General features: G+C 64.4%; 20 protein-coding genes. 17 read left to right on the forward strand and 3 right to left on the reverse strand.

Features of this window, described 5'->3' with window-relative positions:
- Positions 1-138: 138 nt before the first annotated feature.
- The 10 genes from JAO73_RS20965 to JAO73_RS21010 all read left to right on the forward strand — a co-directional run bounded on the left by JAO73_RS20965 (position 139) and on the right by JAO73_RS21010 (position 11,309).
- A complete protein-coding gene (locus JAO73_RS20965; RefSeq protein ID WP_198979217.1) occupies positions 139-1,083 on the forward strand; it encodes an alpha/beta fold hydrolase in 945 nt (314 codons plus the stop codon).
- A 43-nt stretch (positions 1,084-1,126) separates the two neighbouring features.
- Positions 1,127-1,732, forward strand: a complete 606-nt coding sequence (locus JAO73_RS20970) for a DUF7010 family protein (protein ID WP_198979302.1) — start codon at positions 1,127-1,129, stop codon at positions 1,730-1,732.
- A complete protein-coding gene (locus tag JAO73_RS20975) occupies positions 1,719-2,870 on the forward strand; it encodes a sensor histidine kinase (RefSeq protein WP_198979218.1) in 1,152 nt (383 codons plus the stop codon). The genes JAO73_RS20970 and JAO73_RS20975 overlap by 14 nt, the downstream gene beginning before the upstream one ends.
- Positions 2,870-3,613, forward strand: coding sequence for a LytR/AlgR family response regulator transcription factor (locus JAO73_RS20980; RefSeq protein WP_198979219.1), 744 nt, complete (start codon positions 2,870-2,872; stop codon positions 3,611-3,613). Before JAO73_RS20975 ends, JAO73_RS20980 begins: the two co-directional genes overlap by 1 nt.
- A gap of 136 nt (positions 3,614-3,749) precedes the next feature.
- Entirely contained in the window at positions 3,750-4,580 is an 831-nt protein-coding gene (locus tag JAO73_RS20985; protein WP_198979220.1) for a metallophosphoesterase family protein, read from the forward strand.
- A gap of 4 nt (positions 4,581-4,584) precedes the next feature.
- On the forward strand, positions 4,585-5,217 hold the full coding sequence (locus JAO73_RS20990; RefSeq protein ID WP_198979221.1) for a hypothetical protein: 633 nt from the start codon (positions 4,585-4,587) through the stop codon (positions 5,215-5,217).
- A gap of 127 nt (positions 5,218-5,344) precedes the next feature.
- The gene (locus JAO73_RS20995; RefSeq protein ID WP_233169332.1) at positions 5,345-6,070 is read left to right on the forward strand and encodes an SGNH/GDSL hydrolase family protein; all 726 of its coding nucleotides are present in this window, start codon (positions 5,345-5,347) and stop codon (positions 6,068-6,070) included.
- Between the two features lie 119 nt (positions 6,071-6,189).
- Positions 6,190-6,918 carry a hypothetical protein gene (locus tag JAO73_RS21000; RefSeq protein WP_198979222.1) on the forward strand — a complete coding sequence of 243 codons (729 nt, stop codon included), beginning with the start codon at positions 6,190-6,192 and terminating at the stop codon, positions 6,916-6,918.
- A gap of 43 nt (positions 6,919-6,961) precedes the next feature.
- The gene (locus JAO73_RS21005; protein WP_198979223.1) at positions 6,962-7,972 is read left to right on the forward strand and encodes an MBL fold metallo-hydrolase; all 1,011 of its coding nucleotides are present in this window, start codon (positions 6,962-6,964) and stop codon (positions 7,970-7,972) included.
- Between the two features lie 559 nt (positions 7,973-8,531).
- Positions 8,532-11,309, forward strand: coding sequence for a TonB-dependent receptor (locus tag JAO73_RS21010; protein WP_198979224.1), 2,778 nt, complete (start codon positions 8,532-8,534; stop codon positions 11,307-11,309).
- 97 nt (positions 11,310-11,406) lie between these two features.
- Here the strand turns inward: JAO73_RS21010 and JAO73_RS21015 are convergent, their stop codons facing one another.
- Both JAO73_RS21015 and JAO73_RS21020 read right to left on the reverse strand, forming a co-directional pair.
- On the reverse strand, positions 11,407-12,786 hold the full coding sequence (locus tag JAO73_RS21015) for a hypothetical protein (RefSeq protein WP_198979225.1): 1,380 nt from the start codon (positions 12,784-12,786) through the stop codon (positions 11,407-11,409).
- Between the two features lie 171 nt (positions 12,787-12,957).
- Positions 12,958-13,971 carry an OmpA family protein gene (locus tag JAO73_RS21020; RefSeq protein WP_317191265.1) on the reverse strand — a complete coding sequence of 338 codons (1,014 nt, stop codon included), beginning with the start codon at positions 13,969-13,971 and terminating at the stop codon, positions 12,958-12,960.
- A gap of 358 nt (positions 13,972-14,329) precedes the next feature.
- On the opposite strand from JAO73_RS21020, the gene accD reads away from it, so the two are divergent.
- The 6 genes from accD (at position 14,330) to JAO73_RS21050 (ending at position 19,478) form a co-directional block, all read left to right on the forward strand.
- On the forward strand, positions 14,330-15,235 hold the full coding sequence (accD, locus tag JAO73_RS21025) for an acetyl-CoA carboxylase, carboxyltransferase subunit beta (RefSeq protein ID WP_198979226.1): 906 nt from the start codon (positions 14,330-14,332) through the stop codon (positions 15,233-15,235).
- Positions 15,236-15,346: 111 nt separating this feature from the next.
- Positions 15,347-16,096, forward strand: coding sequence for a YiaD family glycine zipper/OmpA-like lipoprotein (locus JAO73_RS21030; protein ID WP_198979227.1), 750 nt, complete (start codon positions 15,347-15,349; stop codon positions 16,094-16,096).
- A 169-nt stretch (positions 16,097-16,265) separates the two neighbouring features.
- A complete protein-coding gene (locus tag JAO73_RS21035; RefSeq protein ID WP_198979228.1) occupies positions 16,266-16,541 on the forward strand; it encodes a YMGG-like glycine zipper-containing protein in 276 nt (91 codons plus the stop codon).
- Positions 16,542-16,764: 223 nt separating this feature from the next.
- Entirely contained in the window at positions 16,765-17,481 is a 717-nt protein-coding gene (locus tag JAO73_RS21040) for a YiaD family glycine zipper/OmpA-like lipoprotein (RefSeq protein ID WP_198979229.1), read from the forward strand.
- A gap of 133 nt (positions 17,482-17,614) precedes the next feature.
- Positions 17,615-18,388, forward strand: a complete 774-nt coding sequence (locus JAO73_RS21045) for an endonuclease III domain-containing protein (RefSeq protein WP_198979230.1) — start codon at positions 17,615-17,617, stop codon at positions 18,386-18,388.
- A 106-nt stretch (positions 18,389-18,494) separates the two neighbouring features.
- Positions 18,495-19,478 (forward strand): radical SAM protein, encoded by a 984-nt coding sequence (locus tag JAO73_RS21050; RefSeq protein WP_198979231.1) that lies wholly within the window; start codon positions 18,495-18,497, stop codon positions 19,476-19,478.
- Here JAO73_RS21050 and JAO73_RS21055 read toward each other — a convergent pair.
- Entirely contained in the window at positions 19,475-19,966 is a 492-nt protein-coding gene (locus JAO73_RS21055; RefSeq protein WP_198979232.1) for a hypothetical protein, read from the reverse strand. The genes JAO73_RS21050 and JAO73_RS21055 overlap by 4 nt on opposite strands.
- 68 nt (positions 19,967-20,034) lie before the next feature.
- Between JAO73_RS21055 and JAO73_RS21060 the strand changes: the two genes are divergently transcribed.
- On the forward strand, positions 20,035-20,547 hold the full coding sequence (locus tag JAO73_RS21060) for a gamma carbonic anhydrase family protein (RefSeq protein ID WP_198979233.1): 513 nt from the start codon (positions 20,035-20,037) through the stop codon (positions 20,545-20,547).
- Positions 20,548-20,577: the final 30 nt, after the last annotated feature.

Raw genomic sequence — 20,577 nt, forward strand, 5'->3', positions numbered from 1 at the left:
TTGCGCGAAAAGGCGTGCGGCTCGGCCGGGTTTGCGCCCGTTCGAGGGCCGGAATAACCGTTCGCCCAAATTGCCTTTGGGGTGGGAGCGGGGCGGGGGAAGTTTGAGGAAACAATCACCCAAAAACGCTCCAACGCCATGAACTACGCTACCTTCCGTCGTCCTTTTGCCGCCCTGTTGCTGGGCCTGGCCCTTGCCCAGCCGGTGGTGGCGGCCACACCTCCGACGGCTCATCCGGCCGTGGCCGACAACCCCGCCGCCCACCCCAGCTTCACGGTGCGCGTGGTGGGCAAGGGGCGGCCCGTGCTGCTGATTCCGGGCCTGACCTGCCCCGGTGCCGTGTGGGACGAAACCGTGGCCCGCTACCAAAGCCGCTACCAGTGCCACGTGCTCAGCCTGGCCGGGTTTGGCGGGGTGGCGCCGGCGGCCGGCGTGCCCACGGCCGCGTTTCTGCCCGCCGTGCGCGACCAGCTGCTGGCCTACATCAAAACCCAGAAGCTGGACCGGCCCGCCGTCATCGGGCACAGCCTGGGCGGCTTCATGGGCCTGTGGCTGAGCACTACCCAGCCCGACGCGGTGGGCCCGCTCGTCATTCTCGATTCGCTGCCCTTCATGGCGGCCGTGCAAAACCCGGCCCTGACCGCCGAGGCCGCCCGCCCCATGGCCGAAAGCATGCGGAAGCAGATGAGCGCCGGCAAAATGCCCCTGGCCCAGCAGCGCCAGATGGTGGCCGGCCTGGTAACCGATACCGCCCGCCAAACCCTGGTGGCCCGCTGGGGCCAGGCATCGGCCCCCGCCAGCGTGGGCCAGGCCATGTACGAGCTGTACACCACCGACCTGCGCGCCGAGCTGGGCGCCGTGCGGCAGCCCGCGCTGGTGCTCGGCAGCTGGGCCGCCTACCAGCCCTACGGCGCCACCATGGCGTCGACGCGGGCCATTTTCGCGGCGCAATATGCTAAGCTGCCGCAGCACCGCATCGAGATGTCGGAGGCTGGCCGGCATTTCCTGATGTACGACGACGCGGCCTGGGTTTTTGCGCAGACCGATGCTTTTTTGCAGGCCAATTATGCGGCCCGCAAATAGTGTAACCACGCGTGCTTTTCTCTCCTTTTTTTCTGCTATTGTGATGCCTGCCACCTCCGTTTCTCCGCCTCCTGCCGAATTTCTGGACCAGCTTCGGCTTGAGCTGTCCGTGAAAGCCAAGAATGGTTTGGACTTCATCGTGGCCGCCACGCTGGTGTGGACGGCCATTGCCGGGGTGTGGCTGCTGCCCAACTCGGCCAGCCGCAACGGCTTCATCACCTTCTTCGTGGGGGCCCTCACCTTGCCGCTGGCCCGCCTGCTCTCGAAGCCGCTGCGCACCACCTGGACGCTGCCGCACAACCCGCTGCAGCCGCTGGGACTGTGGCTGAACGTTGCCCAGCTGTTCTACTTTCCGCTGCTGCTGTTTATGTTCGGGCGTTATCCGCAGCATTTTCTCATGGCCTACGGCATCATCACGGGCGCCCACTTCTTCCCCTACGCCTGGTTCTACCGGGCCCCGGCCTTCGCCGTCATGGCCGGGGTGATAAGCGCGGGCTGCCTGGGACTCGGCCTGCGCCTGCCCGCAGGCCAGCTGTACCTGATTCCGGTGTTCATAGCGGTGTGCCTGGCGGTGCTGGCCGTGCTGCTGGCGCGCTCGTATCGCCAAAACCAACGCCTTTATCAGGGCCAAGCCTATGCTGAAAACTAGCTTGCCTTCGTCGCGGCCGTTGCCGCCGGGCCGCCGCTACTGGCGCACGCAGGTGCTGGCCTGGGGGGCATACGCCGTGTTCAACCTGGTGCTGTTCAAAGCCTTCGCGGGCAAGTCGGCCGGGACGTGGGCCTGGGTGCTGAGCCTGGTGATTGCGGCCGCGCTGCTGGCCGCCTCGCACCTGCTGCGCCAGCTGATGCAGCGCCGGGGCTGGCTGGGCCGGCCACCGCTGGCGCTGCTGGGCCGGCTGCTGCTGGCCAATGCGGCCCTGGCGGTGGGCTGCGAGGTGGTAATTGGCCTGCTGGCCTGGCTGCTGCTGCCGCGGCAGTCGGCCGCTCAGGGGCCGCAGGGCTGGCTGCCCTACCTGGGTTACATTTTGAACATGAACGTCATGCTCTGGCTGTGGTCGGCGGCGTACGTGGGCTGGCACTATTTGCAGCGCTCGCAGCGGGCCGAGGTGGAGAAGTGGCGCCTGACGGCCGCCGTGCGCGAGGCCGAGCTGAACACGCTGCGGGCCCAGCTCAACCCGCATTTTCTGTTCAACGGCCTCAACAACATCCGCGGGCTGGTGAGCGAAGACCCTGCCCGCGCCCGGGAGGCCCTGGCCCACCTGGCCGAGCTGCTGCGCTACGTGATGCAGCACAGCGCCACGCCGCTGCTGCCGCTGAGCCAGGAAATGGAAATCGTGACCGACTACCTGGCCCTGGAAGCCCTGCAGCTGGAAGACCGGTTGCAGTACTCGCTCGACGTGGACCCCGCCGCCCGGGCCCTGCCGCTGCCGCCCCTCACGGTGCAGCTGCTGGTCGAAAACGCCATCAAGCACGGCGTGGCGGTGCGGCCGGCGGGCGGGTTTGTGGCCGTCACGGCCCAGCTCGACGCCGAAGGCTGGCTCTGCCTCACGGTGCGCAGCCCCGGGCGCTTCAGCCCCGACGCCGCCACCGGGCGCAGCGGCCTGGGCCTGCGCGGCCTGCGCGAGCGGCTGGCCCAGGCCGTGGGCCCGGCCGCGGAGTTTGAGCTGAGCAACGACCCCGCCGCGCCCGACGCCGTGCGCGCCACGCTGCGCCTGCCCGACCTGCGGACTCAGGCGCCCGGCCCCGCAACAGTTCTTTCTACCTCCCTTTCCCCCGTTGCCTCCTGATGAAAGTGCTCATCGTTGACGACTCCCGCCTGGCCCGCGCCGAGCTGCGCCGCCTGCTGGAAGCGCATCCCGACGTGGAAGTGGCCGGCGAAGCCCGCAACGCCGAAGAAGCCCGCGCCCAGCTCGCCGCCCAGCCCGTCGATTTGCTATTGCTCGACATTCACATGCCCGGCGAGACCGGTTTTGAACTGCTGGCCTCGCTGGAAGCGGCCCCGCCGGTGATGTTCACCACCGCCTACGACGCCCACGCCCTGCGCGCTTTTGAAGTGAACGCGCTCGACTACCTGCTCAAGCCGGTGCAGGAGGCCCGGCTGGGCGCCGCCCTCGACAAGGTGCGCGCCCAGCAGCCCGCCGACGCGCCCGGCCCCGCCGTGGAGGCCGCCCCGGCTCCCGCGCCCGTGACCCCGCTCACGGCCCAGGACCAGGTGTTTGTGAAGGACGGGGAGCGGTGCTGGTTTGTGCGCCTGGGCGACGTGCGGCTTTTTGAAATCAACGGCAGCTACACCCAGATTTACTTTGAGCAGCACCGGCCGCTCATTCCGCGCACGCTCGCACAGCTCGAAGCCCGCCTCGACCCCAAGCTGTTTTTCCGGGCCAACCGCCAGCAGATTATCAACCTCAACTTTGTGGAAGGAGTGGAGCCCTGGTTCAGCCACAGCCTGCGCCTGACACTGCGCGGCGGCGAGGTGGTGGAAGTGTCGCGCCAGCAGTCGGTGAGGTTCCGTGAACTGCTGAGCTTGTAGCTAAAAAACGAACCAAACGGGGCGTCTGCCGGGAATCAGGAATTAAAAGGGGGTTAAATCTCAACGAAGCGGCCGGAATGCCGTTTTAGGCCTTATTTATCTCCTGTTGGGCCGGCTCGGTGCCGGCTTTTTGCCCATGTCTTGTTTTACCCTGGTGCGCGGCCTGAGCCGCGTGGCGCCCGTGCTGGCCCTGCTGAGCCTGACGGGCTGCGACCTCATCGAATTCAGCCCCAACGACCACCGCGTCCCCGAAGAGTTTACCAACCTCACCGAGAAGAACCTGGCCAAGCTGGCGGCCCGGCCCCTGGCGGCAGGCGACACCTTGCGCTTTGTGTTTACCGGCGACTCGCAGCAGTTCTACGACGAGGCCGAAGCCCTGGTGGCCAGCGTGAACCAGCAGCCCGGTATTTCCTTCTTGGTGGTGGCCGGCGACATTTCCGATTTCGGCCTGGCCCGCGAGATGCGGTGGGTCGACGAGAAGCTGCGCCGCCTCACGGTGCCCTACGTCACGGTCATCGGCAACCACGACCTGGTGGGCAACGGCCGGCCCACCTACCAGCACATTTTCGGGGCGTTCAACTATTCGTTCGTGTACGGCAACACCAAGTTCATCATGGTGGACACCAACGGCCGCGAATACAACTTCGACGGCACTGCGCCCGACATGGCCTGGCTCCGGCCCCAGCTCGCCAGCTTCGACGGAGCGCGGCGTAAGGTGGTCGTTTCGCACGTGCCGCCCACCAACGACGACTTCGACCCCGCCCTGCGCACGCCCTACGTGCAGGCCCTGCGCGAGACCCCGGGCCTGGTGTTCGAGATGAACGGTCACAACCACTCCTACAGCATCACGCAGCCCTACAACGACGGCGTGACCTACGTCAACTCCGACGCTTTTTCGGAGCGCCACTACATGGTCGTTACCGTGTGGGGCGACAAGCAGTTTCGCATCAAACGCGTGAAGTTTTAAGGGTATGAAAACGCTATTTTTTGCCTTACTGCTCACCAGCCTCCGCGCTGCCGCCGTCACCCCACCCGATACCACCACCGGCAAGCCCGCGCAGGCCGCGCCCCGCACCGAGCGCCCCTGGTACCGCCCCTCCCACCTGGCCCTGCAAACCGGCGGCGGCCTGGGCATGGTGGCCGCCGGCGCCGGCTATGAGTTCTCGAAAAGCCGCCTCGAAACCGATATCCTCATCGGCTACGTGCCCAAGTACTACGCGGGTTCCACGCTCAGTCTGGCTTCGCTCAAGTTCATGTACTCGCCGTTCCGGCTGCCGGTGGGCGAGAAGTTTCAGGTGGTGCCGCTCACGGTGGGTGCCTATTTCAGCTACACCCACGGCACCATCAACGACGAGCTGAAGGGCCAGTATTCGAGCGACTACTACTGGTTTTCGACCGATACGCGCTACGGACCACTGCTGGGCAGCCGCCTCACGTTTCTGGCGCCGCCCATTTCGGCCACCGGCCAGCCGCGCAAAATATCGGCTTACTATGAGCTCGGCAGCAACGATTTGTACCTGGCCAGTTACCTCAACAACCGCAACGGCGGGCTTGGCGTCGGCCAGCTGCTGACGCTGGCGCTGGGCCTGAAGGTCGACTTCTAGCGCCCGAAAACAGGTCCTGCATAAAAGCCCCTGCGGCCGGTAATGAAAAGCCGGCTGGCAGGGACTTTTGCAATCTGCGCGGGCACCATTGGCGTAGGTGCGGCGGTTGTGGCCTGAAATCGTACGCATGAATCGGTTGTTTTCTCTTGTGCTGGCCGTGCTGCTGGCCGGCAGCATGGGCTGCGCCACGCCGGAAGTGGCGCCGGCGGCGGCCTCCGGCGGGGGCACCGCCAGCCCCACGGCGCTCACCTACCTCGCGCTGGGCGACTCCTATACCATTGGCGAAGGCGCAGCCGCCGCCGACCGTTGGCCCACGCAGCTGGCGGGCCTGCTCACGGCCCAGGGCCCGGCCGTCGCCGCTCCCGACTACATTGCCCGCACCGGCTGGACCACGGCCGAACTGCAAGACGCCATTGCCGCGGCTAAGCCGGCTTCTTCGTACGGGCTGGTGTCGCTGCTGATTGGGGTGAATAATCAATATCGAGGTCAGTCGGTGCCTCAGTACCGCGTCGAGTTCCGGGCGCTGCTGCAACAGGCCGTTGGTTTTGCCGGCGGGCGGCCGGGCCGCGTGGTGGTGCTCTCCATCCCCGATTGGGGGCAGTCGCCTTTTGGCCAGCGCCAGGGGCGCGCCCCGGCCACTATTGGGCTTGAAATCGACCAGTTCAACGCCGTGGCGCAGGACGAATGCCGCCAGGCCAACGTGGCATTCGTCGACATCACGCCCCTGACGCGGGCGGCGGCCGGTACCAGCAGCCAGTTCACCAGCGACGGCCTTCACTACTCGGGCCCGCAGATGCGGCTATGGGCCGAGCGCGCCCTACCCGTAGCGCAGGCGCTGCTTTCCGTAAAATAGCCGGCTGCTGCTGAAGAGGTTGTAGGCTGGAGGCAAAGCCGTGCAACGGCCCGGGGTAGTTGCCGGTCATCGGGGAGCGGGCTGCCGGTCCGGCAACGTCGCACCACCCTTTCCCCGACATGAAAAGCACCCTTCTTCTGTTGCCGCTCCTGGCAGTGGCCCTGCCGGCAGCGGCTCAGCATACCGAAATCAGTGGCCGGGCCGGCGTTGGGCTGTTCTGGTTTGGGGGCCCGAGTGCCGAAGGCACGTCATTCGTCAACTTCGCCAACAATTTTGGGCAGCCCAACGGCTATACCAATAATCCATACAGCAGCCGGCTGGGTGCGGGCCTGGCGCTGGGAGCCCGGGTGCAGCGCGTGGGGCAACGCAATGGTTTGGTGGCCTTCGATTTGGGGTATGAATGGCTGCGCAGCCACACCACGATTACCCAAATCTACTATTCGCAGGCAGCGACCAGTTCATTCTCGGGGGCTTACCGCGCCGATGGCCGCACCGAGCTCATGGCCCAGCACGCGACGGCCTTTGTGGGGGTGGGCCACCGTTTCGACGCGGGGGCGCTGGCCATAGATGCGCTGGCCGGGCCGGAGGCCGCCTACGTGTTCGGCTTTCGGGAAAAAGGCAGCGGCACCTACAACGGCAACCTGAACTGGGCCATCGACCAGCCCAACCGCGCCGCCAGTCGCTTCGACGCCCGCCTGCGGGCCGATGCCACCGTGTGGTACCAGCGCCTGGGCTTCAATGCCAGCTACTCGCACGGCCTGCTGAACTACCAGCGCGGCCTGCTGGGCGCCAGCCCCGAAGTGTTCGCGCGCACGCTGCGCCTGGGTCTGGCCTACAAGCTGCGCTAAGCCGCCGCAAAATATGTGGGCCGGCCGTGCGTCTGCAGCGGCCATGAGCCTCCAAACTGACTCCGCGCCCCGCCTGCAAGCCGCCTACAACGGCAAAACCTACGAAAACACCCTGCCCACCACCGTCAGCCCACCCTCGGGCTACGGCGCGCTGCTGAAGCGCTGGCTGTTTGATAAAGCCGAGCGCGCGCCCCGCGCCCCGTTGGGACCTTTCCGGGCCGATGCCCCTGCGCTGGCCGCGCCCGTGCCGGCCACGGCGCTGCGGGCCACCTGGCTGGGCCACAGCACCCTGCTGCTCGAAGTCGACGGTCGCCGCATCCTTACCGACCCGGTGTGGGCCGAGCGGGCCTCGCCCTCGCAGCTGATGGGGCCCAAGCGCTTTTTTGCCCCGCCGCTGCCCCTGGATAAGCTGCCCCGGCTGGATGCCGTGGTGCTCTCGCACGACCATTACGACCATCTCGACCCGGCTGCCATTCGCTTTCTGGCCAAAACCAACGTGCCGTTTTTCTGCCCGCTGGGCGTGGGCGCGCACCTGCGCCGCTGGGGCGTGCCGGCCGCTCGCATCACCGAGCTAACCTGGTGGGAAACCGCTGCGTTGGCGCCCGACTTCACGCTGGTGGCCACGCCGGCGCGCCACTTTTCGGGCCGCGGCCTCACCCGCAACGACACGCTGTGGGCCTCGTGGTGCCTGCTGGGGCCCACGCACAAGGTCTTTTTCGGCGGCGACTCGGGCCCCTTCGACGAAGCCTTCCGGCAGATAGGGGAGGCCTATGGGCCGTTCGATTTGGTGACGCTGGAAATTGGGGCCTCCGACCCCGAGTGGGCCGACATTCACCTGGGCCCCGACAACGCCCTGGCCGCCCACCGCCTGCTGGGCGGCGGCCCGCTGCTGCCGCTGCACTGGGGCACGTTCAACCTGGCGTTTCACGCCTGGCGCCAGCCCGTGCAGCGCCTGCTCGAAGCCGCCGATGCCGGAGTGCCCTTGCTGCTGCCCGCCCCCGGCCAGCGGGTAGACGTGGCCGCCGGGCCGCTCAACTCGCGCTGGTGGGAATAAAAAAATAAGCCCGGCCGGAAACATTCGGCCCGCGGCCCGCTTATACACGCTCGATTCCGGCCCGCTGCCGCGGTGCCGAAATTCGGTTTTAGCTTTGCCCCGTGATACAGTTTCTCGCAGCCGCCCCCTCCTTGCAGGGAAGCCGGTTGGTCCCAACCCGCTTCTCCTTGACCCCTGCCAACCTGTCGGCGCCCGTGTGCGCCGCCGGCATGGGGTGCTGTTGCTGTTGTTGGTAGAAGGGCGCTAGCCGCCGGCCGGGCCTTGTGGCCCTACAAGCTCGGGGCGTAGCGCAAGCGTTTGGCGCAAATGGTTTTTTGGGGGTGATGCAGCGGAAGCAGGCGGCAAGACCGCCTGCCCTGTTGTGGCTCATGGCGAACCGTCGCGCGGCATTCATTTGTTCATTTATGGGAGTGTAGCTGCTTGATTAATAAAGCGCTACCGTAAAGCGTGTTGGTTCCAACGCCGCCCGGTCCTCTTTTCTTTTTTGGCGTTTCACATGCAAGCGGCCGTTGCGGCGGCTTCGCAAACGCCTTTTTTTTCTCTCCTTATTTTTTTGACGATGACACACCCTACTACTACCCGAACCGGGCTGCTGGCGCTGCTGCTGTGGCTGACCATGGCCGCCGCCTGGGCCCAGAATATCACCGTGACCGGCCGCGTGCTCGACGCCACCAGCCAACCCCAGCCCGGCGTGACGGTGCTGGAGCAAGGCACCAGCAACGGCACCAGCACCGACGGCGACGGCCGCTTCACGCTCAGCAACGTGCCGCCCACGGCCACGCTGGTGTTTTCCGCCGTGGGCTCGCTCACCCAAACCGTGCCGCTGAACGGCCGCACCAGCCTCGACATTCGCCTCGCCGCCAACCAGACCGAGCTGAACGAAGTGGTGGTGACCGGCTCGCGCGCCACCGAAGGCCGCTCCAACATCCTCACCACCGCACCGGTGGACGTGATTTCGGCCCGCGAAATCAAAGCCTACGCCCAAACCGACGTGACGCAAATTCTGACGTACATCGCGCCCTCGTTCCAGAGCACGCGCCAGACCGTGACCGACGGCACCGACTTCGTGGACCCCGCCACCCTGCGCGGCCTTGGCCCCGACCAGGTGTTGGTGCTCGTGAACGGCAAGCGCCGCCACACCTCGGCGCTGGTCAACATCAACGGCACGCCCGGCCGCGGCTCGGTGGGCACCGATATGAACGTGATTCCGCCCGCCGCCATCAAGCGGATTGAGGTGTTGCGTGACGGCGCGGCGGCCCAATACGGCTCCGACGCCATTGCCGGCGTCATCAACATTCAGCTGAAAGACGACACCACCGGCGTGAGCGTGAGCAGCACCGCCGGCCAAACCAGCAAGAGCGACGGCCAACTGTTCCAGGCCGATGCCAACCTGGGCTTCGGCCTCGGCCACCGTGGCTTCGTGAACGTGAGCGGGCAGTTCTCGAACCGCAGCTACGTGGACCGTAGCGGCCTCGACACGGCTCCGCTCATCTATCTGGGCACCAGCGGCGGCGCCTACCCCGGCGGCCTCACCGACGCGCAAAAGCTCGACCTGAAAGCCCGCGACAACGCCCTGGTGGCCCAAAACGGCTTCAATCGCCGCGACATACGGGTGGGCAGCGCCGATACCCGCACCTACGGCAGCTTCGTGAACGCGGCCTACACGCTGGCCCCCAGCATTGGCCTGGAGGCCTACTTTGCCGGCGGGCTCACGCGCCGCACGGGCCGCTCGGGCGCGCTCTACCGGCTGCCCACGGCCGTGACGCAAACCGATGCCAGCATCTACCCGAATGGCTTTTTGCCCTTCATCAACAGCACCGTGAACGACGGCTCGGCCATTGTGGGCCTGCGCGGCCGGGTGCTGGGCTTTGCGGCCGACCTGAGCAATACCTACGGCCGCAACGCGCTGGATTACGACATCACCAACACCATCAATGCCTCGCTGCCGGTGGGCACCAGCCCCACCCGTTTTTACGCCGGTCAGCTGGCGTTCCAGCAGAACACTACTAACCTGGGCTTCTCGCGCAAATTCACCGAAGTGGGGCCGTTGGCGACGCTGAACGTGGCCTTTGGCGGCGAGTTTCGGGTCGATAATTTCCAGATTGTGGCTGGCGAGGAAGCTTCCTACCGCAACTACCAGCGCGTGGTAGCGCCCGCACCCACGCCCAACGGCTCGCCCACTTACGCCGCCGGCGCGGCCCAAGGCTTCCCCGGCTACCAGCCGCAGGACGCTACCAACAAGTCGCGCACCAACGTGGCCGGCTACCTCGATTTGGAAAGCGACATCACCGACAAGCTGCTGGTGGACGTGGCCGGCCGCGCCGAGCGTTACTCCGATTTTGGCTCGAACGTGAGCGGGAAAGTGGCGGCCCGTTACAGCATTCTCGATGGGCTAGCCTTGCGCGGGGCCATCAGCAACGGCTTCCGCGCGCCGTCGTTGCAGCAGCGCTACTTCACCAACTCCAGCACGCAGTTCAGCGGTAGTGTGCTGCGCGATGTGCTCACCACCAACAACGACAGCCCGCTCACCAAGGCTTTCGGAATTGAGTCGCTGAAACAAGAAAAATCGAACAACTACAGCGTGGGCCTCACGGCGCGCCTGTTGCGCACCATCACCCTGACCGTGGATGCCTACCAGATTGACATCCGCGACCGGATTGTGCTCAGCAGCCAGTTCAACCGCGACAACTCCCTCGTGAACACGCTGCTGGGCACGCTGCCGGTGCAGGGCATTCAGTTCTTTGCCAATGCCGTGAACACCCGCACGCAGGGCCTCGACATCGTGGCCAACGAGCGCCTGACCTTCGGCCCCGACAGCCGCCTGACCCTGACGGCCGCAGCCAACTTCAACGAAACCGTGGTGCGCAGCTTCAACAGCTCCAGCTTCATCGACAACAACCCCAGCCTGCAAAACACGCTCTTCGACCGCGCCCAGCGCGCCCGCCTCGAAAACGGCCAGCCCCGCAGCAAAATCAACCTGAGCGCCGACTACGGCTACAAAATTTTCGGCGTGAACCTGCGCACCGTGCGCTTCGGCGAGGTGCAAACCAAAGACCCCAACCCCGCCCGCTCGTACATCGACCAAACCTTCTCGGCCAAGTGGGTGACGGACCTGACCATCAGCGCCCAAATCATCAAGAACATCGGCCTGAGCGTGGGCGTGAACAACCTGTTCAACGTGTACCCCGACCGCCTCTACCAGGACCCCAACAACAACGAGCAAAGCCTGACCTACTCGACGCTGGACGCCACCAACCGCGGCCGTTTCCTCTACAACTCTAATCAGTTTGGCTTCAACGGTGCGTTCTACTTCGGCCGCGTGAATTTTACGCTGTAATCAGTTCGCTTTCGTGAAGTAAAAAGGCCGTTCAGCATCCTGAATGGCCTTTTTTGTTGGCGCATGAGCCAATGCGTGCCCGTCGTTTGGAAAGACGCTACTTACCGCTGTACTGCAGCCGTGCTGCTTGCGTACCCGCCAAATTGCGGGCGAAATAAAGGCCGGCGGGCAGCGCTGTGGCGGGCCGCCATTCCACCCGGCCATCGGGCGCGGTTTCAAGCCGGGCCACCTGGCGGCCCAGCGCATCGGTGATGGCTACGGGCTGCACGCCCTGTTCCGCAAACTGGAACCGCACCGCCTCATTGAACGGAACCGGGGAAGGTAGCTCCGCCAGGGCCCGTCGTGTGCGTGTTGGCAGCGCCGGGCTCGTCACTAGAAACGATAAAGTGAGCACATTGTGGCCCAGTAAAGGGCAGGCATTGTCAATAGCCGTTACCGTCAGGCCATAACGGCCCGGCGGCAGTGTCGCGGGCACCTGCCAGGCCAGCTGGCCCTGGCCGTTGGCCAGTGGCTGAAACGTGGCCCCGGGCACCAGCCCGGCCACTTCGCTGCCCAGCGTCACCGATTGGCCCGCGTCGGCATCGGTGGCGGTGAGAACGAGTGTGGCGGTTTGGCCCGCCGCTACGCGAATGTCCTGCCCCAGCAGCTGGCCCATGGGGTTGCTTGCCAATGCCACGCGGCTGAAAACTGGCGTTTGGTTGGCGCCGCTCGACGCGTAGTAGTCCAGTTCCCGCGTCACACTGCCGACTTTCCGCCAGTTTCCGTTCACGCGCCGGTATTCGTTTACCCGGGCCGCCAGCGCGTAGATGCCCAATTGCCCGGCGGCGCCGGGCACGGTCAGCAGCTCACCCGTGGTGGCGTTCAGCTGGAAGTGCGGAGCCGCCACTCCTCCGGTTGCCGTCCCGCAAGGCATCGCTGGGTTGCTGCCGGGCATCAGGGGTTGCTCCGCCTCATACACCAGCGAATCGCCTTCGCTGTCAAATGCACTGACGCTGTAGCGTTGCGGCTGGGCGCTGACGAGGTGCACCGGCCGCGAAGCCGTGAACCGCGGCGAAGAGTTAATCAAGCCCGTGGAATTGTCAAGCTCCGCGCTCACATACAGCCCGACCGTGCTCGACTGCGGCACGTTGGCCATCGCGGCCATGCGGGCCGTGATGTTGATGCTTAACTGCCATTGCGCCGGGGGCAGCGCCACCAGCCCTTGCATGGTTGTAATGATGGTTGACTCGCCGGTGCTGGTGCACGACGTCAGGACGGTTTGGCTCGCCACCCGGGGCAGCGTCGTCGTGCTGATGAGTTGAGCGCACCCGTTCTGGGTGCAAGTGAGGGCAATGCCGGTGGGCGGCCCCGCCGTGCCGCCAGCCATGCTCCCGTCGCTAAAGATTCGCGCCGTCACGCGGTACAGGTGTGGCGAAGCGCTGGTGCCCGCGTACTCGTAGGTGAGGTCGGCCCCCAGCACGTGAGTGGCGTGGGCCACCAAGACGTTTCCCCAGCAGCAACAGAGGAGAATGGCAGCGCGAAAAACTGAAAAGCGGAGCATTATTGAGAACGAGGTAACAAAACGCCTTACCGTCAGCGGGCACGACTGCCGTCTAAATAAAGATGTAATTAGTTAAAAGCCAATAGAAAACCAGGCGTCCGGCGGTATTTATTTTCCGGCCGGTGCCGCCGAATTGCTGCCCAAAATCTGGAACAATTCGTCGAGCTTGGGCGTGAGGATGATTTCGGTGCGGCGGTTCAGGGCCTTGTTCTGGGGCGAGTCATTGGCGGCCACGGGCACGTACTGGCCGCGGCCCGAGGCCGTGACGCGCTCCGGCGACACGCCGCTGCTGGTGAGCAAGCGGGCGATTTCAGTGGCGCGCAGGGCGCTCAGGTCCCAGTTGTCGGTCATGCCGGCGGTGCCGCGCAGGATGGGCACGTTGTCGGTGTGGCCTTCCACCACCACGTTCACGTCTTTTTGCTCCTGGAGCACGGTGGCCAGCTTTTTCAGCGCTTCCTGGCCCTTGGGGTCCACTTTGGTCGAGCCCGATTTGAACAGCAACTGCTCGGAGAGCGACACGTACACCTTGCCGTCTTTCAGCTTCACCTGCAGGTCGCTGCTGTTGAAGCTGAGCAGGGCCTTGCTCACGCGGGCTTTCAGGTCGTCTACGGCCTTGTCTTTGTCGGCCAGGGCTTTGGTGAGTTCCGTAAGGCGGGTTTCGCGGGCCTGCAGGTCGGCGGCGAGGCGGTCGTTGTTGGCCTTGGCTTTTTGCAGGGTGGTTTCCAGCTCGCCCAGCTCGGCTTCGCGGCGGGCCAGGTCCTTGGCTACTTTGTTGTAGTCGGAAGACTTGTTGGCCAGCTCCCGGTCGCTGTTTTTCAGCAGCTTGTCGTAGCTGTTGTTCAGCTCATTGTACAGGGTGCGGGTTTTGCGGTAGGCGGCGCCGGTTTCGGCCGAGTCGTTCACGAGGCGCTTTTGAGTGAGGCGGAGCTGGGCCAGCTCATCGCTGGCTTTTTGCAGCTCGGCGGTGGTGGTGCGCAGCTGGCGTTCGGCGGCGTCTTTGCCCTGGGCATCGGCCCGCTGGCGGGCGCTGAGGTCGTCGTATTTTTTGGCCGTCACGCAGCCGTTGAGGACTGGGGCGGCGAGCAGCAGCAGGCCCAGGAGGGCAGGAGAGAAGGTTTTCACGAAAAGAGGGAATGCAGATACCACGCCAATACCGGCCAGACTGCCCGGCCGCGTTGGTGTGGCAAGGTAGCGCTTAGCGGCCGGCCCGGCCGTAGAAACTTGCCGCAGAGCCGTTGTCCGCTTGGCTTTTTCCGCGCCGCCGGGGCGGGCCGGGCCCGGGCGGGCGGTGCACCAAACCGTAGCGCTTGCGTAAACTACCGCCGTCCGGCGCAGCCACGGCCGGGCACTGTGGCCGAACGCAGCCGGTTTGGCTTATCTTTGACGCCCTGTTTCATCCGTTGCCGCCGGCCCGAAGCCTGCGGTTCTTCCCAAGAAATATCAGCTACTAGCCACCCGCTAACAGCTAAAAGCTAACAATATGGCCTGGTTTAAGCGCGTAGAGAAGGGCATCGTTACCCCCACCGAGCAGAAAAAAGAAACCCCCGACGGCCTCTGGCACAAGTGCCAGGAATGCAAAACCGTGGTGACCATGGCCGAGCACAAGCGCCTGCTGTACGTGTGCGGCAACTGCAACTACCACGACCGCATTGACGCCGCCGACTACTTCGAATTCCTCTTCGACCACGGCCAGTTCACGGAGCTCGACGCCAACCTGACGTCTGGCGACCCCTTGCACTTCGTCGACACCAAGGAATACCCCAAGCGGGTGGCGGCCACCGAGCGCAACACCGGCCTGAAAGACGCCGTGCGCTCGGCCCACGGCCTGAGCGCCGGCCAGCCGCTGGTGGTAGCCGCCATGGATTTTAAGTTCATTGGCGGTTCGATGGGCTCGGTGGTGGGCGAAAAAATTGCCCGCGCCATCGACTTTGCTCGTCAGAACCGGATTCCGTTTCTGATGATTTCGCGCTCCGGCGGCGCCCGCATGATGGAAGCCGGCTACTCGCTCATGCAAATGGCCAAAACCTCGGCCAAGCTGGCCCTGCTTTCGGAAGCCGGCGTGCCCTACGTGTCGCTGCTGACGGACCCCACCACGGGCGGCGTCACGGCCTCGTTTGCCATGCTGGGCGATTTTAACATTGCCGAGCCGGGCGCCCTCATCGGCTTTGCCGGCCCGCGGGTCATCAAAGAAACCATCGGCAAGGACCTGCCCAAGGGCTTCCAAAGCGCCGAATTTGTGCTGGAGCACGGTTTCCTCGATTTCATTGTGGACCGCCGCGAGCTAAAGCAGCGCCTCGCCGACCTGCTGGGCATGCTGCGGCCGGCCCCGGCCGCGGTCGTGCCGGAGCAGCGCGAAGCCCGGCGCACCGCACCAAAAGCCCACTAGCAAGCTCCAAAGCACGCTTTTTGCTTTCGGCACACTTCTTGAAAAGCCTGTTCCTGTCACCGGAACGGGCTTTTCCCGTATACGGCCAAACACTCACCAACTTTTTCCCTAATGAACACCTCCAAATCCCTCCTTTCGGTTCTGATGGCCTTCGTGCTGCTGTTTAGCTCTTGCGCCACTTCGCAGCAAGCCAGCACTACCCAGCCCGACCTGTCGACCAACAACGGCACCGGCGCTCGTAAAACGGGCATGAGCAAAACCACCAAAGGCGGCCTCATCGGCGCGGGTGGTGGGGCTGCCGCTGGCGCCATTCTGGGCCGCGTAATTGGCGGCGGGGCCAAAGGCACGGCCATTGGCGCCATCATTGGCGCTGCCGCCGGTGGCACAGCCGGCGCCCTGATTGGCCGCAAAATGGACAAGCAAGCCGCCGACCTGCAGAAAGACATGCAAAACGCCAAAGTGGAGCGCGTGGGCGAAGGCATCAAAATCACCTTCGACTCGGGCATCCTCTTCGACACCAACTCGTCGTACCTGCGTCCGGCTTCGGAAGCCGACATCACCAAGATGGCCGCAGTGCTGCAGAAATACCCCGACACCAACGTGCTGATTGAAGGCCACACCGACAACACCGGCACCGACGCCATCAACCAGCCGCTGAGCGAGCGCCGCGCCCAGGCCGTGGCTACCTCGACCATCGCCAAAGGCGTGTCGTCGAGCCGCATCACGGCCACCGGCTACGGCTCGACCCAGCCCGTGGCCGACAACAGCACTGCCGAAGGCCGCCAGGCCAACCGTCGCGTGGAAATCGCCATTTACGCCAACGAGAAGATGAAGAAGGCTGCCGAAGCCGGCACGCTCTAAACTCGTCTTTTCAGCGGCTCAATGTGCCGCGCATCAAGCAAAAAGGCCGCCCCGTTGGGCGGCCTTTTTTGTGTCATTATCCTAAAAAAAGCAGGCTTCCGGCACAACCTCCGCCAAAGCGGGTGCGTTAAAAGCGTGTTGTTATTTCAACCTTCAATTCACTTTTGCCATGAAGACCTTCAAAATATATTTCCTGATGGTGTTTGCCTTTCTGCTGCTGGCCGGCTCGGCCGCGCAGGCCCAAACGCCCAAAAAAGGCTGGAGCAATAAGGCCAAGGGTGCCGCCATTGGCGGTGGCGCTGGTGCCGTAACCGGGGCTGTGCTCGGCGGCGGCAAAGGCGCCATCATTGGCGGTGCGGCCGGCGTGGTGGGCGGCGGCCTCATTGGCCGCAACAAGGACAAGAAAAAAGACCCGGCCCGCTACGAAGCCTATCGCAAAAAGTAAGGAGGCAATGGCCCACGGCCGCACGCTTACCCCAGAAAAGGACCCAGCCCCTACGGCCGGGTCCTTTTTTTGTGGCTCAACGAAAGCACAAAGCCATTCATCTGCCCATTTATTCGGTTCGGCCGGGGAGTTTGGCAAGGTGGTTGCAAATGGCGTACTTGCCGGCTCAATACCCTGTATTCGGCCTTTTGCCGGCATCTTTTATCCAAACCCTTTTTTAAACATGAAATTTCTTCGTTCGTCACTCACGTTTCTGCTGGCCCTGCTGCTGTTGGTAAACAACTTTGCGCAGGCCCAAACTTCCACCGTCTCGACGGATAAGCCGAAAGGCATGAGCAAAACCCTCAAAGGCGGCCTCATTGGCGGCCTGGGTGGCGCTGTGGCCGGTGGCGTGGCCGGCCGCCTCATTGGCGGCAAGTCGGGCACGGCCAAGGGTGCCATCATTGGCGCCGTGGTGGGCGGCACCGCCGGTGCCCTCATTGGCCGCAAAATGGACAAAGCCGCTGCTGAGCTGCGTCGCGACCTCGAAGGCGCCAAAGTAGAGCGCGTGGGCGAAGGCATCAAAATCACCTTCGCTTCGGGCATCCTGTTCGCCACCAACTCGTCGAGCCTGACCCCGGAAGCTGCCGGCAACATCGACCAGCTGGCCGCCACCTTGAAGAAGTACGCCGACACCAACGTGGTGATTGAAGGCCACACCGACAGCTCGGGTTCGGACGCCATCAACCAGCCCCTCTCGGAGCGTCGCGCCCAGGCTGTGTCGAATGAGATTCAGGCCCAGGGCGTGGATGCAGCTCGCATCACGGCCACCGGCTACGGCTCGACCCAGCCCGTGGGCGACAACACGACCGCCGCTGGCAAAGCTGCCAACCGCCGCGTGGAAGTAGCCATCTTCGCCAACGAAAAAATGCAGAAGGCTGCCAAAAAAGGCCAGCTGTAAGACAAAGCCGGCTGTGTAAGAGCAGCCGGTATTCAACTAAAAAAGGCGACCACACAGGTCGCCTTTTTTTATGCTTTTTGGGCTGGGCTGCCTCGGAGGGCAACCTTGTGGCTCGGCCGTAGGTACACCCCCAATGCCTTCTCCCGACGCTACCTACGCCTCTGCAGCCGCCGAAAAAGCCTGGGCCGACCACCAGATTCTCGACCATTTCTACGGCCACCTGCCGCCCGAGCCGCGCCGCACGCCCATGCGCGAGCTGATTTCGACGGTTCTCTCGCACCGCACCACCCACGCCGACGAAGAACTGGCCTACGACCGCATGTTGGAGGCATTCGGCGACTGGGCCGGGGTGGAGGCGGCGCCCACCACCGAACTGGCCCACGCCATTCGGACCACGCGCTGGCCCGACACGCAGGCGCCGCGCATTCAGGAGATTCTGCGCCGCATTCGGGCCGAGACGGGCGGGCCGTTCGACCTGGATTTTCTGGCCGCGTGGCCGTTGGAAAAGGGCATGGCCTGGCTCACGGATATGCCCGGCATCGGCTTGAAAACGGCTTCGCTGCTGCTGCTCTTCAATTACCACAAGCCCGTGCTGCCCGTCGATACGCACGTGCATCGGGTGGCGCAGCGGGTGGGCTTCTTGGGGCCAAAAGTATCGGTAGAGAAGGCCCACGCCGTGCTGCTGGCCCTGCTGCCAGCCGATGGCGAAACGCTATTTAACTTCCACAAGCACAACTACTGGCACGGGCAGCAAATTTGTTTTTTTCTGAAGCCGAACTGCGCGCGGTGCCCGCTGAAAGGGTTCTGCAACTACTACGAGGAGCATTTCGGGCCAGCCACGGCCGAAGCGCTGGCCGCCACGCCCGATAAGTGGGACGCGGCCGCCTGGGGCAAGCTGCCGCATTAGCTTTGTAGCGCGGACTTGTGGTCCGCGAGTCGAAAACTATACGGGCGCGCCGTGTTATTGCGCCTGGAAGTCACTCACGCGCAGACCACAAGTCTGCGCCACCGCCATGCGCCTCGTCAAGCACCCCGTCCTCTGCAATTATTACGTGACGTATCGCTGCAATGCGAAGTGTGCGTTTTGCGACATCTGGGAAAAACCCTCGCCTTACATCACGCTGGAAGACGTGACGCAAAACCTGCGCGACCTGAAGCGGCTGGGCGTGTCGGTGATTGATTTTACTGGCGGTGAGCCGCTGCTGCATCGGCAACTGCCCGAGTTTCTGGGGCTGGCGCGCGAGATGGGCTTCATCACCACCGTGACGACCAACGGCCTGCTCTACCCCAAAAATGCGGAAAAGCTGCGCGGCAAGGTCGACATGTTGCACTTCTCGCTTGACTCGGCCGACCGCGACACCCACGACCTGGGCCGGGGCGTGGCCTGCTACGATTTCGTGCTCGAAAGCATTCGCGTGGCCAAAGAGCTGGGCGAGCGGCCGGACATTCTCTTCACCGTGTTCCGCAAAAACCTGGCGGACCTGGAGGCCGTGTACCGCGACATTACCCAGCCCAACGGCTTGGTGCTCATTCTGAACCCGGCCTTTGAGTACGGCGACGTGGAAACCGGCGAGCAGCTCACGCCCGCCGAGCTGGACTATCTCTCCGCCTTTGGCAAGCGCAAGGGCGTGTATCTGAACGAGGCCTTCATCCAGCTGCGGCGCGATGGCGGCAACCACGTGGCCGCGCCCGTGTGCCGGGCCGCCAGCACCACGCTGGTCATCTCGCCCAGCAATGAACTGGTGCTGCCCTGCTACCACCTCGGCGAGCAGAAATTCCCCATCGGCGGCCAGCTGTTCGACCTCTACCACGCCCCCGAAACCCAGCGCCTGGCCGCGTTGGAAGGCCGCCTGCCCGCCTGCGAAGGCTGCACCATCAACTGCTACATGCAGCCCAGCTTTGCGGTCGAAACCAGCAAATACTTCTGGCAGGCCCTACCCAGCACGCTCAAGTACAACTGGGAAAAAGGCACCTGGAAGCGGTTGGTGGGCGTTTAGCTAACTGGTGCAGTGCTTTGGTCCGGCACGCCCAGCTGGGTCAGGACCTGTGTGATTTCGGCCGGGCGTTGGGTGCCCAGCAGCAGGCGGTTGCCATTGCGCAGCACCAATTGCAGGCCTTGGTCACCGGAGATGTTGTAGGCGCGGTTGCTACGCGAGCCCTTTAGTCCCCACCCCCGGTATTCGCCCAGCGGGTCGTAGGCGCGCACGTAAGCCTGGGCCACGTCGGACCAGGGCCGGAACCGCCAGCTTGGTTGCAGCGGAAACAAACGGTAATGCGCCCCCGCGGCATCGAGCCGCGTTTCCAGGCGCAGCGTGAGTAGCAGGCCGATGCTAAGCGCCACCACCACGCCTGCAATAGCCGCAGTCCAGTCGGCGTGAAATGGTTTGGCCGGCACTAACCACACCAGCGCGACAATCACTACGGCCGGCGCCAGCAACAGCGGCCACCAGCGGCGGATGAATACCTGGCTTTCTTGAAAAAGCATGGGACAAGAAAAAAGATAGGGAACAACAACCGGCCGCATATTTACGGCCGAACAACTACTATATCGCCATGGCCGCCCTCGTATTACCCGTTCACGGCATTTTTCCGCGAATTCCTGCCGACTGCTTCGTGGCCGATAACGCCACCATCATCGGCGACGTGGTGCTGGGCTCGAACTGCACCGTCTGGTTCACGGCCGTCATTCGCGGCGACGTGCATAGCATTCGCATCGGCAGCGAAACCAACATTCAGGACGGCGCCGTGCTGCACTGCACCTACCAAAAAGCACCTCTTACCATTGGCAGCCGCGTCAGCATCGGGCACCGGGCGCTGGTGCACGGCTGCACCGTGGAGGACGACGTGCTCATCGGCATGGGCGCCATCGTGATGGACCACGCCGTGGTGGGCACGGGCTGCATCGTGGCGGCGGGGGCCGTGGTGCTCGAAAATTTCGTGTGCGAGCCCGGCTTCCTTTACGCCGGGGTGCCGGCCAAAAAAATCAAGCCCGTGACGGAAGAACAGCGCGAAGGCCTGCGCCGCACGGCCGCTAATTACCAGACCTACGCCAGCTGGCTGCAGTAGTTTGCTGCGGTAGAAAGTCCCTGATTATGG

Source organism: Hymenobacter miniatus, assembly GCF_016427455.1.
Lineage (GTDB): Bacteria > Bacteroidota > Bacteroidia > Cytophagales > Hymenobacteraceae > Hymenobacter > Hymenobacter armeniacus.

Coding starts and splice junctions, on each gene's coding strand:
- JAO73_RS20965 (WP_198979217.1), top strand. CDS start 139: ATGAACTACGCTACCTTCCGTCGTCCTTTTGCCGCCCTGTTGCTGGGC.
- JAO73_RS20970 (WP_198979302.1), top strand. CDS start 1,127: ATGCCTGCCACCTCCGTTTCTCCGCCTCCTGCCGAATTTCTGGACCAG.
- JAO73_RS20975 (WP_198979218.1), top strand. CDS start 1,719: ATGCTGAAAACTAGCTTGCCTTCGTCGCGGCCGTTGCCGCCGGGCCGC.
- JAO73_RS20980 (WP_198979219.1), top strand. CDS start 2,870: ATGAAAGTGCTCATCGTTGACGACTCCCGCCTGGCCCGCGCCGAGCTG.
- JAO73_RS20985 (WP_198979220.1), top strand. CDS start 3,750: ATGTCTTGTTTTACCCTGGTGCGCGGCCTGAGCCGCGTGGCGCCCGTG.
- JAO73_RS20990 (WP_198979221.1), top strand. CDS start 4,585: ATGAAAACGCTATTTTTTGCCTTACTGCTCACCAGCCTCCGCGCTGCC.
- JAO73_RS20995 (WP_233169332.1), top strand. CDS start 5,345: ATGAATCGGTTGTTTTCTCTTGTGCTGGCCGTGCTGCTGGCCGGCAGC.
- JAO73_RS21000 (WP_198979222.1), top strand. CDS start 6,190: ATGAAAAGCACCCTTCTTCTGTTGCCGCTCCTGGCAGTGGCCCTGCCG.
- JAO73_RS21005 (WP_198979223.1), top strand. CDS start 6,962: ATGAGCCTCCAAACTGACTCCGCGCCCCGCCTGCAAGCCGCCTACAAC.
- JAO73_RS21010 (WP_198979224.1), top strand. CDS start 8,532: ATGACACACCCTACTACTACCCGAACCGGGCTGCTGGCGCTGCTGCTG.
- accD (WP_198979226.1), top strand. CDS start 14,330: ATGGCCTGGTTTAAGCGCGTAGAGAAGGGCATCGTTACCCCCACCGAG.
- JAO73_RS21030 (WP_198979227.1), top strand. CDS start 15,347: ATGAACACCTCCAAATCCCTCCTTTCGGTTCTGATGGCCTTCGTGCTG.
- JAO73_RS21035 (WP_198979228.1), top strand. CDS start 16,266: ATGAAGACCTTCAAAATATATTTCCTGATGGTGTTTGCCTTTCTGCTG.
- JAO73_RS21040 (WP_198979229.1), top strand. CDS start 16,765: ATGAAATTTCTTCGTTCGTCACTCACGTTTCTGCTGGCCCTGCTGCTG.
- JAO73_RS21045 (WP_198979230.1), top strand. CDS start 17,615: ATGCCTTCTCCCGACGCTACCTACGCCTCTGCAGCCGCCGAAAAAGCC.
- JAO73_RS21050 (WP_198979231.1), top strand. CDS start 18,495: ATGCGCCTCGTCAAGCACCCCGTCCTCTGCAATTATTACGTGACGTAT.
- JAO73_RS21055 (WP_198979232.1), bottom strand. CDS start 19,966: ATGCTTTTTCAAGAAAGCCAGGTATTCATCCGCCGCTGGTGGCCGCTG.
- JAO73_RS21060 (WP_198979233.1), top strand. CDS start 20,035: ATGGCCGCCCTCGTATTACCCGTTCACGGCATTTTTCCGCGAATTCCT.